Below are 15,140 nucleotides of genomic sequence, written 5' to 3' on the forward strand. Positions count from 1 at the left end.
CGCCGGCTCAATTGCTAGCCGGTTGGCTTGTCGCCGACGATTTCTTCGTGCACGCGACGAACATCCTCCAGTAGTGAACCGATCAAGATCCAGTGCTGCGGATGCGGTGTCAACACCGTGAGCGGAGCGGTGAGAGTAAGCAGTTCCCGCGTCGGAGGCGCGGCTTCTCGCTCGCTCGGGGAACGGCCACGCAGCCGCAGGTCGTGGGCGGCGCGTTCGAGCTCGCCCGCGATGGAGAGCGCAACGGGGTCGGTCGCGAGGTCGGAGTCGTAGCGGTCGTGAATGGCACGCGCCATCCCGAGCGTTCGTGTCACAAGCACGGTGAGCATCGCGAAGAGCTCCCGGTCGCGGTGCAGCATCCGGTGGTGTTTGCTGCGCCGGGGATTCAACGTCAGGCTGTCTGCACCCTTGCGCAGGGCGGCGGCGGCGGCGTCGCGAAGCTCTTTGAGGTGGCGTGAGTCGGCAAGCAAAACATCAAGTTCGGCATCCGTTTTTGGTGCGCGTAGTGCGGAAGCGAGGGATTCCAGTGCAGCGGCGGTGTGCTTAGTGAGCAGTGACACCGCAGTGTGCGCGGGGCTCACGATGACAGGCGCAACAATCGCAAGGTTCACGATGAGACCGATCATGGCGCCGATGATCGTCTCGATTATGCGATCAACGGCATATTCAGCATTCTGGCCACCCAGCGCGATCACGAGCATGGCACTGATGGGAATCTGGTTGGCAGACCCCGCACTGAGTTTCAACGCCCACGCGAGCACCACTGCAAGCACGATCACCATCAGGATGACCCAGCTGGAGTCTCCGAAGAGTTGCCCAGCCCCGAGAGCGATAACGACTCCCGCGACCACACCGATGCTGCGCTCGAGGCCCTTTTCGATCGACTGCGTGACGCTGGGCTGCACCACAAGCAGCGCCGCGATCGCGGCGAAAATGGGAAGCGGTTGTTGCACGACGAAGCCCGCTACAAGCCACGCAATAATTGCTGCGACAGATGTTTTAACTACCTGCAGCAGCGGAGAACGACGTGCAATAACGAGCGTCGTTACAAACTTCACCGGGGCATCTTTGCTTCCGAAATTGCATCGGCGGCGCGCACGAGTGCCAAGTGGCTGAGTGCTTGAGGGGTGTTTCCCGCCTGGCGGTTGTTCACGGTGTCGTATTCCTCGCTGATGAGTCCGACGTCGTTCGCAAAGCCGACGAGACGATCCATGAGAGTCGTCGCATCATCCATCCGGCCGGAGGAGGCGTACTGCTCAACCAACCAGAAGGAACACGTGAGGAACGGGTTTTCGCCATCAGGCAACCCGTCGACGCCACTTTCGGTGAGGTAGCGCAACACGAGCCCATCGGAGAGCAGCTCTTCTTCAATCGCAGCGACTGTTCCCAGCATGCGGGGGTCATCAGCGGCAAGGTAGCCGACCTGGGGGAGTTGCAGTAGCGACGCATCGACTCCGGTGCCACCGTAATACTGCGTGTAGGTGCCGCGTTCGGCATCCCAGCCTTCGCGCTCGATTTCTTGGTGAATCTCTTCGCGGATCTCTTTCCACGTCTCAATGGGGCCATCGAGACCGAACTCTTCGACGGCAGTGATTGCGCAGTCCATCGCGGCCCACAGCATGACGCGAGAGTGAGTGAAGTGACGTTCTGGCCCGCGGATCTCCCAGATGCCGTTATCGGGGCGTTTCCAATTGTCTTGAACGTGAGACATGAGGGCACGCTGCAGGGGCCACGAAAAGTCGTTCTCGTGCACGCCGGAGCGTCGAGCAGCCTGAAGGGCCACCATAACTTCGCCAAAAACATCGCCTTGGAACTGGTCGAACGCGCCGTTGCCCACACGAACGGGCGACGCGCCCTCGTAGCCGGGCAGAGAGGTGAGTTCGCGCTCTTCGAGCCAACGTTCTCCCGACAGTCCGTACATAATTTGAACATCGGCGGGGTCACCAGCAATGGCGCGGAGCAACCACCGGCGCCAGTCTTCGGCCTCGGAAACATAACCGTGGTCGAGCAGAACGTGAAGAGTCAGTGCCGCGTCGCGGAGCCAGACGTAGCGGTAGTCCCAGTTGCGGGTGCCGCCGAACCACTCCGGGAGACTGGTCGTCGCCGCAGCCACGATTCCGCCGGTGTCTTCGTGGGTGAGCACGCGGAGAACCAGTAGCGATCGTTTGACGATCTCGCGATACTGTTCCGTCGGCTCGCAATGAGCCGACCAGTTAAGCCACCACTGACTTGTGGTCTCGAGCACAGAATCCACGTTGACCTCGGCGGGTGGATTGCGGTGCGCGGGGTACCACGTCATGGTCAAGTCGCGAACCTCGCCAGCGCTCACGGTGAATTCACCACGGTGCGTGTGGTCTGACGCGTGCATCTCAACGCCGCGAGCAACGATGGCATCGGGACCAGCAACGCCGATGATGGCGTGACCGCCCGATTCGGGCGCTTGGTGCAGCCACGGCAAAGCGGTGGCGTAGCCAAAGCGAATCAACAGTTCGGCGTACATCTCCACGCTGCCGCGGATTCCGCGCACGCGGCGGATGACATCGGCCCGCCGGTTGCCGTGCGGCATGAAGTCAGTGACTTCAACTTCGCCGTCTTCCGTCACCCAGTTGGTGACGAGGATGAAGGTGTTGTCTTGGTACTTGCGCGTGGTCGTGACGGTAGCGGGAGCATCCACGCTCGCCCGCGGAGCCACTAACCAGCGGCCATGGTCCTCGTTGCCAAGCAACGCTCCAAACATCGATGCGGAGTCGAATCTCGGAAAGCACAGCCAGTCAATACTGCCGTCTTTTCCGATGAGGGCAGCAGTCTGACAGTCGCCGATGAGGGCATAGTCTTCGATAGGTAACGCCATTGTTCAATCATTGCAGCGTAAAAGGCCGTGACCCTGTACATCGGTGCATCGTGCGCCAAATTTAACAAAAAATGTGACGTTAGTCGTTGATGAGACCGAGTTCACGCAGCTCAATAGCAAGGCGTGCACCGTCTGGCGCAAAACGCCACGGGATCGAGGACGTGTCTTCGTCCTCTGCCGACCGGCTACGTCCACCGGCGAGAACTGCTTCACCGGTCGAGAGCTGGCGGATGGCGACGGCGGAGACGTTGTCGGGATGACTACGAGCGAATTCGCCATAGATCTCTTCGTCATGTTGGCCATCGTCGCCTACAAGGAGCCACTTCACGTTCGGAAACTCTGCGGCTAGACGTCGCAGCTCGGCACGTTTGTGCTCAGCGCCGCTGCGGAACCAACGATCGTGGGTTGGCCCCCAGTCGGTGAGCAGCATTGCTCCGCGCGGGTAGAGATTGCGCCGAAGAAAGCGAGTGAGAGTTGGGGCCACATTCCACGCGCCGGTCGAGAGATAAATCACGGGAGCGATGGGGTTCGCGCGAGCGATCCTGTCGTACAGCACGGCCATGCCCGCTACCGGGCGTCGGGCGTGTTCGTCGAGCACGAAGGTGTTCCAGGCGGCGAGAAGCGGGCGAGGAAGCGCGGTAACCATGACGGTGTCATCGACGTCAGAGATCACGCCGAAAGTCGACTGGGGGTCCACTACGAAGATGTGGGCGGTCGCGGGCTCCGCACCAGCGGAATCAAGGGTGGCGGTCTGCCAGCCGGGGCTGAGGGTGGCACTAATTTGAGTATCAATAACGCCACCGCGGCTCGGGGTGACTTCCACTTTCGTTCCGCCGATGGTCACGGTGACGACTTCGTCATCAACGGGGATGCTGAAGAAACTGCGCCAGCCACGTACTTTCTCGGCGCGCTTCTTTGATGTCTCGGTTCCTCGAGTCAGCACTACACGGCACAGCACTCGGGCCCAGCCGGGAGCACCATAACTGCTGTACGGGATGATCGTGGTGGTGAGGCCGCGCTTGCGACCACGACGTTCGCGCCACCGGTGAAACGAATCCTCGATGCGGGCGGCTCGATGAAGGAACTCGCCCGCCGTTTTCGACGGAGTGCTGGATGTGCTGGTTCGAGCCATTACTCCAGCCTAGGGCGACTGGTGGTCATCCGGGGTGCACATGCGTTCGCTCTGGTGGCCTAACGCTGCGGCTCAGCGCGCAATTGTTCACTCAACGTTGCGGATGCGGTAACCATCGCGTCGACCAATAACCGGTCACCACGGGTGTGAGGGTCGATCCATTCGTCGATGGCGTCCTTAGCGACAATGACCGGCATCCGATCGTGGATGTCGGCAAGTGCTCCGGTTGCCGCCTGCGTCAACATTGTGGTCGTCAGATGCCAGCGCGCGGGATCACTCGGGTCGGCTGCGGGATCTTTCCACCATGAGTAGAGGCCGGCGAAGAAGAGGAGTCCTTGGGGCGGCGCTATGTAATAGGGAACAGGCTTCGGCCCGCTCTTTTGCGTTTCGAAGTATCCGATCGCGGGCAACACGGCACGTTGGTTGATTACGGCGGACCGAAAAGTAGGTTTCTCGGTCACCGTCTCGCTGCGAGCGTTGAAGGTTGGATACTTTCCGCGCAGTACGGGAGAGAACGGGGGAGTAAGCCACCACTGGGCGAGTGCGGCTCGGGGGATCACCTCTGACTCCGAATCGTCGCGGTCGCTCACCGTCTTGAGCAGGATCGGCACTTGATCGGTCGGCCGCACGATGGGGGTCGCTAGCCAGTCAGCTTGCCACTCCTCAGGTGGTCTACCGGTCGCCGAAACAAATTCGGTGATCATCTGATTCACCGTGTCGTCCATAGCAAATCGACCGCACATATATGGATTTTACGGCTCTTTGTCAGAAAAAGTGAGCTTCTACCCCACGTAGAACAATCGTTCTAAAGGTTAGGATTGATCAGACACCGAGAAGGGGGCCATTGTGTCCGCACAAACAAGCACCGTTGAAATCGTGACTGAACCAGCAGTCTCGCTACGCAACGAGCCCGTGCAAGCACGAAGCACAGCTCGTCTAACCGCACTACTTGATGCAGCTGCATCCATCGTCGACGAGGTCGGCATTGAGCGACTCACCACCGCTATGGTTGCCGAACGCGCGGGAGCGTCGATCGGTACCGTTTACCGTTACTTCCCCGACCGCATCGTTCTGCTTCAGGCTTTGGGTTCGCGCAACTTTGAGCGCGTCATGACTCGCATCACAGATGCGATTAACGACCCAGCCCACACTGACTGGCGTACAGCGCTGAGCACCGCGTTCGAGTCCGTTATTTACACGTACCGCACCGAACCGGGCTTCCGCGGATTGCGCGTAGGAGATCAACTTGACTTGCGCCCGCTGCCGAACGGCCGCACGCACAAGTCGTTGGTTGCTGAGCGCATCGTTGAAGCACTGTCGGCTCGTTTTGGCGTAGAGAACTCTGCGGCAACGCGGTTCACGCTTGAAGCGGCTCTCGAGATGAGTGATGCCCTTGTGGCGCGCGCATTCTTGATGAACCCCCAGGGCGATGACGAATTCATTACGGTGAGCACCTCGTATGTTCGAGGCTTCATTGTGGAGAACATCGGCTGGTAGTTCAGTTCGCTTTCTGCGAATTTGCCTTAGTTATGCCCAATCGGGAATGACAGCGGCGTCGAATACTGTTTAGCTAATAGTGCTGGCAAGTGTCGATCCGCGTAGAGGCGCGAGGAATGAGCCGAAATTATGATTGAATTTCGAGCAGTAACCAAGCGTTTCCCCGATGGGACAGTGGCCGTAGAAGACTTTAATCTCGTGATTCCGTCACGCAAGATTACGGTCTTCGTCGGCTCGTCCGGCAGCGGCAAGACAACGCTGCTGAGAATGATCAACCGCATGGTCGATCCCACGGACGGCGACATCGAGATCGATGGCGTCAGCATCATGAGCAAAGAACCCGTAGCTCTGCGGCGCAGCATTGGCTACGTTATGCAGAACTCCGGGCTTCTTCCGCACTTCAAAGTGATCGATAACGTCACTACGGTGCCCATGCTTAATGGCGTGCCGAAAAAGAAGGCGCGCGAGCAAGCGCTCGAACTGCTCGATACGGTTGGCCTCGGCCGCGGTTTGGCAGACCGCTACCCGAGTCAGCTTTCAGGTGGGCAACAGCAGCGCGTCGGTGTGGCGCGCGGTCTTGCCGCCGACCCCAACATCCTGCTGATGGATGAGCCCTTCGGCGCGGTTGACCCGATCGTGCGAGCGGAGTTGCAGCAAGAAACTATTCGGCTGCAGCATGAGCTCGATAAAACGATCGTGTTTGTGACGCACGACATCGACGAAGCATTCTTGCTCGGCGATCAGGTTGTCATTCTCGAAAAGGGCGCCAAGATCGCTCAAGTTGGCAGCCCCACCGAAATCATGGCAGCTCCTGCCAGCGATTTTGTGGCCAATTTCATTGGCACCGACCGCGGCAAGCGTGCGCTCACGCTCAAGAAAACCGCGAACGGCACGATTCTTGTCGACAGTGAAGGCCGCGGCGCCGGCGTTCTTGTAGGAGGGTCAGAGCTCGCGTGACCTGGATCATCAATAATCTTGATCTGATCTGGGGCCTCACGCTCGAACACGTTCGGTTGAGTATTTTGCCGATCGTTCTTGGCTTCCTCATTTCGATCCCCCTCGGGTGGCTGGCGTATCGCTTCAAGCTCACTCGGGGCATCCTGCTGACCCTCGCTGGTCTGCTCTATACGATTCCCTCGCTCGCGCTTTTCGTGATCCTTCCACCCTTCTTGGGCATCAGCTTCTTGAGCGAGCTCAACATCACGATCGCGCTCACGCTGTATGCCGTAGCGATCATGGCTCGCTCGGTGGCGGATGCTCTGGCCTCGGTTGACCCTGCAATCCGTCAATCAGCGACCGCCGTCGGGTTCGGCGGCTGGCGTCGTTTCTGGACAGTGGACTTTCCGCTCGCGGGCCCCGTCGTACTCGCCGGCCTCCGTGTCGCCGCGGTGTCGACGGTGAGTCTGGTTACCGTCGGAATCCTGATCGGTGTCGAGAGCCTCGGCTACCTCTTCACTAACGGCTTTCAGCGTCGCATTCTGGAAGAGATCTTCGCTGGCGTGGTCATGACCGTGATCGTCGCATTGCTCATTGACCGTGGGCTTGTGCTTCTTGGGCGGCTGCTCATGCCGTGGGCTTCTGTTTCGAAGAAGAAGTCGCCTGCTCCCGCACTGGAAGGAGCACCCGCGTGAACCTTCTCGCCGAAGCGCTGCAGTGGCTGTTCTCTCCTGAGCGCCTTGAGGGCAGCAACGCCATCCCGTTGCGTCTCGAAGAACACCTTTTTTACACCTCCATTTCCGTGATTATCGCGGCGCTCATTGCAGTGCCGCTCGGCTTCTACATCGGGCACACGGGCAAGGGTCGCGACTTTGCTGTCGGGCTGTCAGGAGCGGCACGAGCGCTACCGTCGTTCGGGCTCATCCTGCTTCTCGTGTTGTTGATCGGTGTGACCTCGGTCCAACTCCAGCTCGCCGCGATCACCGCGTTTGTACTGCTCGCTATTCCCTCGATTTTGGCCGGTGCCTATGCGGGAATTGAGGCGGTAGACCGTCGAGTGATCGATTCTGCTCGTGCAGTCGGCATGACGGAATGGCAGATCCTGTGGAAGGTGGAGGTTCCGCTCGGGCTCCCACTGCTGATCGGTGGGCTCCGCGCCGCAACCCTGCAGGTGGTCGCGACGGCAACTCTCGCGGCCTACGTGGGTCTCGGCGGTCTAGGGATATACATTTTCCGCGGGCTACCGCTTCAGCGCTATGACGAGATGCTGGGCAGCGCACTACTCATTGCGGCGTTAGCGCTCGTGCTCGATGGTGTTTTCGCGCTCCTCCAGCAATTCGCGATTCCCCGCGGAGTTTCGGCTGGGCGTGCTAAAGATGTCCGAACGTCGTCACCTCGACGACGTCCGGTGGCAGCAAAAGTTGCCCAAGAAAGAAGAGGATAGAAATGTTCACAGCTAAGAACAAAGGCCGGCTCGCGCTTGGCGCCGCCGCGGTCGGGGTTGCAATTGCCCTGTCAGGGTGTGCAACTAGTGATCCCCTGGACACTGGATCGAGTGATGACAACGCCTCTAGCGACACCATCGTCGTAGGATCGCAGGCTTATTACTCCAACGAAATCATTGCGGAAATCTACTCGCAGGCACTCGAAAACGCCGGCTTTGATGTGGAGCGTCAGTTCCAGATCGGTCAGCGCGACGCCTACCTTCCTGCTCTTGAAAGCGGCGAAGTAGACATCATGCCCGAGTACACGGGAAACCTTCTCCAGTTCTACAGCGCCGACACCACGGCTACCGCTTCAGACGAGGTCTATGCAGAACTCGCTGGCGCACTTCCTGAGGGTCTCACCGTTCTCGATCAGGCATCTGCCACCGATCAGGACTCCTACAACGTGACTGCTGACTTCGCCGCCGACAACTCGTTGACGACTCTTGCCGATCTCGCGGGTGTCAGTGACCTTCAGCTCGGTGGAAACGCTGAACTCGAAGAGCGTCCTTACGGTCCCGCAGGACTCCAGGACGTGTACGGCGCCACCGTCGGCTTTACGGCCACCGGTGACACCACGGTTGACGCCCTCGTAGCGGGAACGATCAATATGGCCAACGTATACAGCGCTGACCCGCGCATCCAGACGGAAGGCCTTGTCACCTTGGCCGACCCCGAGGGCCTGTTCTTGGCTTCGAACGTAGTTCCGATCGTCAATGCAGATATCGCTGACTCTGTTGCTGACGTGCTCAACGCTGTGAGCGCCAAGCTCACGCCTGAGGGCCTTGTTGCTCTCAACGTGCAGAGCACCGTTGACAAGATGTCGTCCGACGACATCGCTAGCGCATGGTTGAGCGAAAACGGTCTGAGCTAACGCAGGCTAAAAAACAACACACTGCTGGCTAGTCCAGCACCGAGGGGCGGATGCACGTGCATCCGCCCCTCGGTCGTTAACGCCTATTCGCTGTCCTGATGTTCCATGTGACGTTGTTGCGAGCGATGCAGCAGTTTTTTGGCGATCACGGTGCCGATGGCGAGAACCGCGACGATCGCGACGAAGACGTAGCCCGCGTAGTGGAGTTGATCGAGAAGCTCACGAAAACTGCCTGCCGTGAGCGCGCCGACCGAAACGTAGGCGATCGACCAGATGCTCGTCGCAGGCACGGTCCACGCCATAAAGGTGCGGTAACGCATCGTGCTCATGCCCACTGTTACGGGAATCAGCGAGTGCAGCACGGGAAGAAATCGCGAGATAAAGACGGCAATGCCACCGCGGCGTCCGAGATAACGTTCGGCCTGCACCCAGTGTTGTTCGCCAATGCGTTTACCCAGCCGCGAGTGCCGAATCTTGGGGCCGAAATAGCGTCCGAGAGCAAAACCAACGCTCTCGCCAATGAGGGCTCCCACAATCACGACGGCGATCAGGATGCTCGCCTCGAACACACTGCCTACCGCGCTGCTCGCCACTAACACGACGGTGTCGCCGGGCACCAGAAGGCCAACCAAGATCGAAGTTTCCAACATGATGGCAACGCCAGCCAGAACCGTGCGCAGGACCGGGTCGACCGACTGCACCGTGTCGAGAATGTAGCTCAGCGCATCATTGACCCACTGGCTGAAGCCACCAGCGGCAGCGATCGGCTCAGTGTTTAGGGCGAGGTCAACGAGATGCACAGATCGAGCCTAGCGAGCGAAGCCGAAAGCGAACTGGCTAAATAGGCCGAGCCAGAGCGCCAAGCCGCGTGCGCCACTGTTCGAGGCGACCAGGCTTTTCAGCCAGCTCCGGGCCATCGATCCATTTCGAGACAATACGGATGCCGTGCAGGGCATTCACCACCCACACTTCGGTGCCCTCCAGTTCTGCCGGGGTCACTGCTTCTTCGTGAGTATCGAGCCCGAGCGCCCGCGCCAAGGTGAGGACGCTGCGCGCCGTAACGCTATCGATTCGCTCGAACTCTGTCGGTGGGCCGCACAGGATCTCGCCGCGCCACCACAACACTGCGCTATAGGCACCCTCGATGACGTAGCCCTCTTCGGTGAGGAGTATCGCTTCGTCTGCTCCGTGGGCGCGGGCTCCCGCCTGCAACGCTCCCATCGCGTCGATATCGGGGCCCTTCACCGTGGGCTCAGTGCGCGGGTCATCACCCTGAAAGCTCGCAGCCGTGGCGGAACGGCGAAGTTCGGGATTCGCGCGCAAGCGCAGAAAGAACTCGGCTCCGCGGAGCTCTACACGCGGAAACCACGTGCCAGCGCGGGGGAGAGCGGCGATCGCAGCCGTGAAAAAATTGTCGGCAGTTTCTTGCTGGCTGGCGGGTACGGCATCCAGAAATCGTTGGCGGTGAAGATTGAGGGCGAGCACCGAACCTGACGTGACGAGCCACGAATCGGCAACGATCATCGGGGTTGCCGGCACCTCCTGAGGTGAGATCTCGAGGAGTTTGTCGTTCTGCCACCGATATATTGCGTCCGCACTCATAGGCTTAGGTTATGCGCTCTCGCGTCTTGACTGCTGACCTGCCGCGCTGGGTCGATCCCGCGGCGGTGTTTAGCGAACTTATGGCGCAGTGCGCTTCGGATGCTGCTGGCGCAGTCTGGCTCGACAGCGGTGCTGCGGCTCACTCTGGGCGCAGCTATCTCGCTGTGTCGAGCAGAGCCGTGCTGAGCACTGATCTCAACGAACCTGTTTTCGAGTGGATGCGGCGCGAGTTCACCATGCCGGAGGTCGATCACTCCGCCGCCCCCGCTGGCTTCCGTTTGGGCTGGATCGGGTGGCTGGGCTACGAACTGCGCGGCGAATCCCTCGGTGTGCCCATCACGACACCCGCAGCGACCCCGGATGCCGCCTGGTTGTGGGTAGACCGCGTCATCGTTTTCGATCACGGGTCTCAGTCGCTGAGCCTGCTCGCTCTCGGCGAGAGTTGGAGGGGAGAGCTCGCGCAGTGGCGCGAGCGTATCGCGGCGCTCGTAGAGGCCGCGTCGACGCGCCCCACAGCTCCAGCCGCGGCGCCGCTAGTAACCTTTGGCTCGGACCCAGCCCCGGCGCCGACTTCAGCGCCCGTGCCCATCGCCGTCTGGCGCGACTCCGACTCCGAGTATCTCGAAATGATCGCGGCCTGCCAGCGGTCGATCGTTGAGGGCGATGCCTATCAGTTGTGTCTCACGACGAGCGTGCACGTCGACCACGTGGCTGATCCGGTAGCGACGTACCTCGCTTTGAGGCAGGTAAACCCGAGCCATCACGGCGGCTTCCTGCAGGTGGGGGAGACCGCCCTGCTCAGCTCAACGCCCGAACAGTTCTTGGCAATCGATCCCACGGGGCTGATTGAGACGAAGCCCATCAAGGGCACCCGTCGCCGCCGCACCGATCCTGCGGAAGACCAGCGGCTTGCCGCCGAGCTTCTCGCGAGCGATAAAGAACGCGCCGAGAACCTCATGATCGTGGACCTCATGCGCAACGATCTCGGTCGTGTCTGCGAGGTCGGGTCCGTTACGGTGCCGACGCTGTTCGCCGTGGAAAGCTACGCCACTGTGCACCAGCTCGTCAGCACCATCCGGGGTCAATTGCGCTCTGATGTCGGTGCCGTCGACGCGATCGAGGCATCCTTCCCGGCGGGATCAATGACGGGCGCCCCCAAACATTCGGCGACCCTCATTCTCGACACTCTCGAGCGTGCTCCGCGCGGCATCTACGCCGGGGTCTTCGGGTATGTGGGGCTCGACGGTGCCGTAGACCTAGCTATGGTCATCCGCTCCATCGTCATGGATGCTGGGGGCTCAACGATCGGCGCCGGCGGAGGTATTACGGCTCTCTCGGTGCCTGACGAAGAGCTCGCCGAGGTCAAGTTGAAAGCGGCAGCACTGCTGCGAGTGCTCGGTGTTCCGGCCGGCTAAGGCCCCGTGCATCCGCTCTCGGCTGTAGTGAACGACCGGTCTACCGTGCGGCTGTGTACTGTGAGAGACGTCAACTCATAGACAATGGAATTGCCCGACACTTTTTGGCCCCCTCGAGCGCGGCCGTGAGTTGGGTAATCTTAGATCTTCCCTGTAACGAATTGAGAGTGTTTACGTGACTGAGCAGCCCAACTTTGCTGGTGCACACGACGACCGCGATGGTGCCTCGGACTACGATGTAGCCGCCATCCACGCCAAGTGGCAAGCCAAGTGGGAAGAGCTCAAGCCGTTCGCGACGAGCGACCCGGACGACAAGCGTCCGCGCAAGTATATTCTTGACATGTTCCCGTACCCCTCGGGCGACCTGCACATGGGCCACGCCGAGGCGTATGCCTTTGGTGACATCGCGGCACGCTACTGGCGTCAGCGCGGTTTCAACGTTCTGCACCCCATCGGCTGGGACTCCTTCGGTCTCCCCGCCGAGAATGCCGCCATCGAGCGCGGCATCGACCCTCGTGGCTGGACGTACGACAACATCGACCAGCAGAAGAAGAGCATGAAGCTCTATGGCGTTTCCTTTGACTGGGATCGCGTTCTGCACACGAGCGACCCCGAGTACTACAAGTGGAACCAGTGGCTGTTCCTCAAGATGTACGAAAAGGGCCTCGCGTACCGCAAGGATTCCTGGGTCAACTGGGACCCGGTAGATCAGACTGTTCTCGCGAACGAGCAGGTTCTGGCTGATGGCACGTCCGAGCGTTCCGGCGCCGTCGTTGTCAAGAAGAAGCTCACGCAGTGGTACTTGAAGATCACCGACTACGCCGACCGTCTGCTCGACGACCTCAACCAGCTTGAGGGCGCATGGCCGTCGAAGGTTCTCACGATGCAGCGCAACTGGATCGGCCGCTCGGTCGGTGCGGATGTCGACTTCGAGATCGAGGGTCGTGACGAGAAGGTCACGGTCTTCACCACGCGCCCCGACACTCTCTACGGTGTGACCTTCTTGGTCGTCGCCCCCGACGGTGACTTGGCTGCTGAACTCGTGGAGACTGCGAGCGATGACGTGAAGGCGTCATTCGCTAGCTACCTCGAGCAGACGCAGAAGCAGACGGAGATTGAGCGCAAGGATGCCGGCCGCGAGAAGACCGGTATCCCTCTCGAGCGCTTTGCCATCAACCCGGTCACGGGCGAACGCATCCCGATTTGGGCTGCCGACTACGTGCTGGCTGATTACGGTCACGGCGCGGTTATGGCAGTGCCTGCCCACGACCAGCGCGACCTTGAGTTTGCGATCAAGTTCGACCTGCCGGTGCGTGTCGTTCTCGACACGAATGCGCCGATCACTGGCCTGATTCCTGTTCTCGAGCTCGACGAAAACGGCATGGCTATCCTCCCGGATGACCTGCCGCCGTTGAACCCGCGCGAGACAGGCAAGTCGCTGCAGGGTGATGGCCGCATGATCAACTCGGGCCCTCTCGATGGTCTGAGCAAGAACAATGCGATCAAGAAGGTCGTGGAGCAGCTTGAGGCTGCTGGCACCGGTCGTGCTGCGAAGACGTACCGTTTGCGTGACTGGCTGATCAGCCGCCAGCGTTTCTGGGGAACCCCCATCCCGATCATCCACGGTTCGGATGGCGAGCTGATTCCGGTTCCCTTCGATCAGCTGCCTGTTGAACTGCCGTCGACGGAGGGTCTCGACCTGAAGCCGAAGGGCAAGTCGCCTCTCGCCGCCGCCGAAGACTGGATCAACGTTGAAGACCCGCGCGATGGCAGCCCAGCTCTTCGCGACGCTGACACGATGGACACGTTTGTCGACAGCTCGTGGTACTTCTTGCGGTTCTTGTCGCCGAACGACTCTGAGCAGGCATTCGATCCGGCAGAGGCAGAGAAGTGGGCTCCGGTCGACCAGTATGTCGGTGGCGTTGAGCACGCGATTCTGCACTTGCTGTATTCGCGCTTCATCACCAAGGTGCTCTTCGACCTCGGCTACGTCAGCTTCACTGAGCCCTTCAGCGCGCTGCTGAACCAGGGCATGGTGCTGTCTGAGGGCAAGAAGATGTCGAAGCGCAGCCGCAAGGCTGTCACGTTCTCGGGCGAAATTGCCGAGCACGGTGCCGATGCGCTTCGTTTGACGCTGGCCTTCGCTGGCCCGCCCGAGGAAAACATCAACTGGGAAGATGTGTCGCCCGCGGCGTCGCACAAGTTCCTGGCTCGCGCGTTCCGTGTGGTGCGGGATGTCACGAGTGCCCCCGAGATCGAGTGGAAGACGGGCGACCCGGCCCTGCGTCGCGCCACCCACCGCTTCCTCGCCGATGGCCCCGGTCTCGCCGAGTCACTCAAGTTCAACGTGCTCGTCGCTCGCATCATGGACCTCGTCAACGTGACGCGCAAGACGATCGACACCGGTGCCGGCGGCGGCGACGCTGCCGTGCGTGAAGCAGCCGAAGTTATCACCATCGCGCTGAGCCTCTTCGCGCCTCACACCGCAGAGGAGATGTGGGAGAAGCTCGGCTACGAGCCCACCGTTGCTCTCGCGGGCTGGCGCAAGGCCGACCCGTCGCTCCTCGTTGAGGAATCAGTGACTGCTGTTGTGCAGGTTGATGGCAAGGTTCGTGACCGCCTCGAAGTTTCGCCCAAGATTGCGGGTGCCGACCTCGAAGCTCTTGCCATGGCATCCGAAGCCGTCAAGCGCACCGTCGGCGACCGTGAGATCGTCAAGGTCATCGTGCGCGCTCCCAAGATCGTGAACATCGCCACTCGTCAACAACCAGCCGAAGGCTAAGCCAGGCTTCGAGCGGGAGAATCATGTCGAAAGTTTTCAACTTTTTCGGCCGTGTGTTCGGATTCGTAATGATCATCGGTTTCTTGGTTGGAATGCTTTGGATGTTCAGTTGGCTGACCCCATTCGGGCTCTCCGGGATTCTGAACAGCGACGAGATCCAGGATCTCGAGCGTCCGGAGAAGGAAGCGATTGAGCCGGAGTCGGAAGCACCCAGCGACGACAGCGTCGCCACACCGTGGCGGTGTAGTTGGTCTCCCACGATGAACGACGACTGGCATGATGATGTCGTGTGTCAGCGGGGCGCCGAAACGGCCCGACCGCGGCTGCTAACCGACTGGTCATACGTGACCCAAGACGACATGATGCTCGCAGCGCGTGAGTATGAAGCGGTCCTCAACGGCTGAGAGAGGTTTTTGACCTTCACAACGCTCTGTCAGAGTGTCCGCAAAATCGTCGAGATCATTGTGTGGGCGCGGAAGGTCGGGAGTATCGCGACTCGTCAACAGCCCGCCGACGGCTAAGCAAGTCCACACGTTCAACTCAGCGCGCTCCGAGCGATCGGGGCGC

The 15,140-nt window shown here is 60.5% G+C and carries 14 protein-coding genes; 8 read left to right on the plus strand and 6 right to left on the minus strand.

Annotation, left to right across the window (positions count from 1 at the left end):
• Positions 1–14 precede the first annotated feature (14 nt).
• The 4 genes from I6E51_RS07010 to I6E51_RS07025 all read right to left on the minus strand — a co-directional run bounded on the left by I6E51_RS07010 (position 15) and on the right by I6E51_RS07025 (position 4,726).
• Positions 15–1,058 (minus strand): FUSC family protein, encoded by a 1,044-nt coding sequence (locus I6E51_RS07010; RefSeq protein WP_197109820.1) that lies wholly within the window; start codon positions 1,056–1,058, stop codon positions 15–17.
• On the minus strand, positions 1,055–2,851 hold the full coding sequence (locus I6E51_RS07015) for a glycoside hydrolase family 15 protein (RefSeq protein WP_197105857.1): 1,797 nt from the start codon (positions 2,849–2,851) through the stop codon (positions 1,055–1,057). Before I6E51_RS07015 ends, I6E51_RS07010 begins: the two co-directional genes overlap by 4 nt.
• 79 nt (positions 2,852–2,930) lie before the next feature.
• Entirely contained in the window at positions 2,931–3,983 is a 1,053-nt protein-coding gene (locus tag I6E51_RS07020; protein WP_197105856.1) for an App1 family protein, read from the minus strand.
• A gap of 59 nt (positions 3,984–4,042) precedes the next feature.
• Complete coding sequence (locus I6E51_RS07025) at positions 4,043–4,726, minus strand: SOS response-associated peptidase (protein WP_197105855.1); 684 nt, start codon at positions 4,724–4,726, stop codon at positions 4,043–4,045.
• Positions 4,727–4,829: 103 nt separating this feature from the next.
• Here I6E51_RS07025 and I6E51_RS14530 point away from each other — a divergent pair, with 103 nt between their 5' ends.
• The 5 genes from I6E51_RS14530 to I6E51_RS07050 all read left to right on the plus strand — a co-directional run bounded on the left by I6E51_RS14530 (position 4,830) and on the right by I6E51_RS07050 (position 8,774).
• Complete coding sequence (locus I6E51_RS14530; protein WP_197105854.1) at positions 4,830–5,480, plus strand: TetR/AcrR family transcriptional regulator; 651 nt, start codon at positions 4,830–4,832, stop codon at positions 5,478–5,480.
• 129 nt (positions 5,481–5,609) lie between these two features.
• Positions 5,610–6,437 (plus strand): ABC transporter ATP-binding protein, encoded by an 828-nt coding sequence (locus I6E51_RS07035; protein WP_197109821.1) that lies wholly within the window; start codon positions 5,610–5,612, stop codon positions 6,435–6,437.
• Positions 6,434–7,111 carry an ABC transporter permease gene (locus tag I6E51_RS07040; protein ID WP_197105852.1) on the plus strand — a complete coding sequence of 226 codons (678 nt, stop codon included), beginning with the start codon at positions 6,434–6,436 and terminating at the stop codon, positions 7,109–7,111. The genes I6E51_RS07035 and I6E51_RS07040 overlap by 4 nt, the downstream gene beginning before the upstream one ends.
• On the plus strand, positions 7,108–7,860 hold the full coding sequence (locus I6E51_RS07045) for an ABC transporter permease (RefSeq protein ID WP_197105851.1): 753 nt from the start codon (positions 7,108–7,110) through the stop codon (positions 7,858–7,860). The genes I6E51_RS07040 and I6E51_RS07045 overlap by 4 nt, the downstream gene beginning before the upstream one ends.
• A 2-nt stretch (positions 7,861–7,862) precedes the next feature.
• Entirely contained in the window at positions 7,863–8,774 is a 912-nt protein-coding gene (locus I6E51_RS07050; RefSeq protein WP_197105850.1) for an ABC transporter substrate-binding protein, read from the plus strand.
• Between the two features lie 83 nt (positions 8,775–8,857).
• On the opposite strand, the gene I6E51_RS07055 is transcribed toward I6E51_RS07050, so the two are convergent.
• Both I6E51_RS07055 and I6E51_RS07060 read right to left on the minus strand, forming a co-directional pair.
• Complete coding sequence (locus tag I6E51_RS07055; protein WP_197107131.1) at positions 8,858–9,538, minus strand: DedA family protein; 681 nt, start codon at positions 9,536–9,538, stop codon at positions 8,858–8,860.
• Positions 9,539–9,611: 73 nt separating this feature from the next.
• On the minus strand, positions 9,612–10,376 hold the full coding sequence (locus I6E51_RS07060; RefSeq protein ID WP_197109822.1) for an aminotransferase class IV: 765 nt from the start codon (positions 10,374–10,376) through the stop codon (positions 9,612–9,614).
• An 11-nt stretch (positions 10,377–10,387) separates the two neighbouring features.
• On the opposite strand from I6E51_RS07060, the gene I6E51_RS07065 reads away from it, so the two are divergent.
• The 3 genes from I6E51_RS07065 to I6E51_RS07075 all read left to right on the plus strand — a co-directional run bounded on the left by I6E51_RS07065 (position 10,388) and on the right by I6E51_RS07075 (position 14,977).
• Positions 10,388–11,791 (plus strand): anthranilate synthase component I family protein, encoded by a 1,404-nt coding sequence (locus I6E51_RS07065; protein ID WP_197109823.1) that lies wholly within the window; start codon positions 10,388–10,390, stop codon positions 11,789–11,791.
• 175 nt (positions 11,792–11,966) lie between these two features.
• Entirely contained in the window at positions 11,967–14,573 is a 2,607-nt protein-coding gene (leuS, locus tag I6E51_RS07070) for a leucine--tRNA ligase (RefSeq protein ID WP_197109824.1), read from the plus strand.
• Between the two features lie 23 nt (positions 14,574–14,596).
• Positions 14,597–14,977: a hypothetical protein gene (locus tag I6E51_RS07075; protein ID WP_197109825.1), complete on the plus strand. Its 381-nt coding sequence runs from the start codon at positions 14,597–14,599 to the stop codon at positions 14,975–14,977.
• Positions 14,978–15,140: the final 163 nt, after the last annotated feature.

This window comes from Salinibacterium sp. NSLL17 (genome assembly GCF_015864935.1).
Taxonomy (GTDB): Bacteria; Actinomycetota; Actinomycetes; order Actinomycetales; family Microbacteriaceae; genus Rhodoglobus.

What these genes read in the sequence shown, in the direction of transcription:
- I6E51_RS07060 (WP_197109822.1), bottom strand. Translation starts at nt 10,376, where the DNA reads ATGAGTGCGGACGCAATATATCGGTGGCAGAACGACAAACTCCTCGAG.
- I6E51_RS07025 (WP_197105855.1), bottom strand. Translation starts at nt 4,726, where the DNA reads ATGTGCGGTCGATTTGCTATGGACGACACGGTGAATCAGATGATCACC.
- I6E51_RS07065 (WP_197109823.1), top strand. Translation starts at nt 10,388, where the DNA reads ATGCGCTCTCGCGTCTTGACTGCTGACCTGCCGCGCTGGGTCGATCCC.
- I6E51_RS07015 (WP_197105857.1), bottom strand. Translation starts at nt 2,851, where the DNA reads ATGGCGTTACCTATCGAAGACTATGCCCTCATCGGCGACTGTCAGACT.
- I6E51_RS07020 (WP_197105856.1), bottom strand. Translation starts at nt 3,983, where the DNA reads ATGGCTCGAACCAGCACATCCAGCACTCCGTCGAAAACGGCGGGCGAG.
- I6E51_RS07075 (WP_197109825.1), top strand. Translation starts at nt 14,597, where the DNA reads ATGTCGAAAGTTTTCAACTTTTTCGGCCGTGTGTTCGGATTCGTAATG.
- I6E51_RS07035 (WP_197109821.1), top strand. Translation starts at nt 5,610, where the DNA reads ATGATTGAATTTCGAGCAGTAACCAAGCGTTTCCCCGATGGGACAGTG.
- I6E51_RS07050 (WP_197105850.1), top strand. Translation starts at nt 7,863, where the DNA reads ATGTTCACAGCTAAGAACAAAGGCCGGCTCGCGCTTGGCGCCGCCGCG.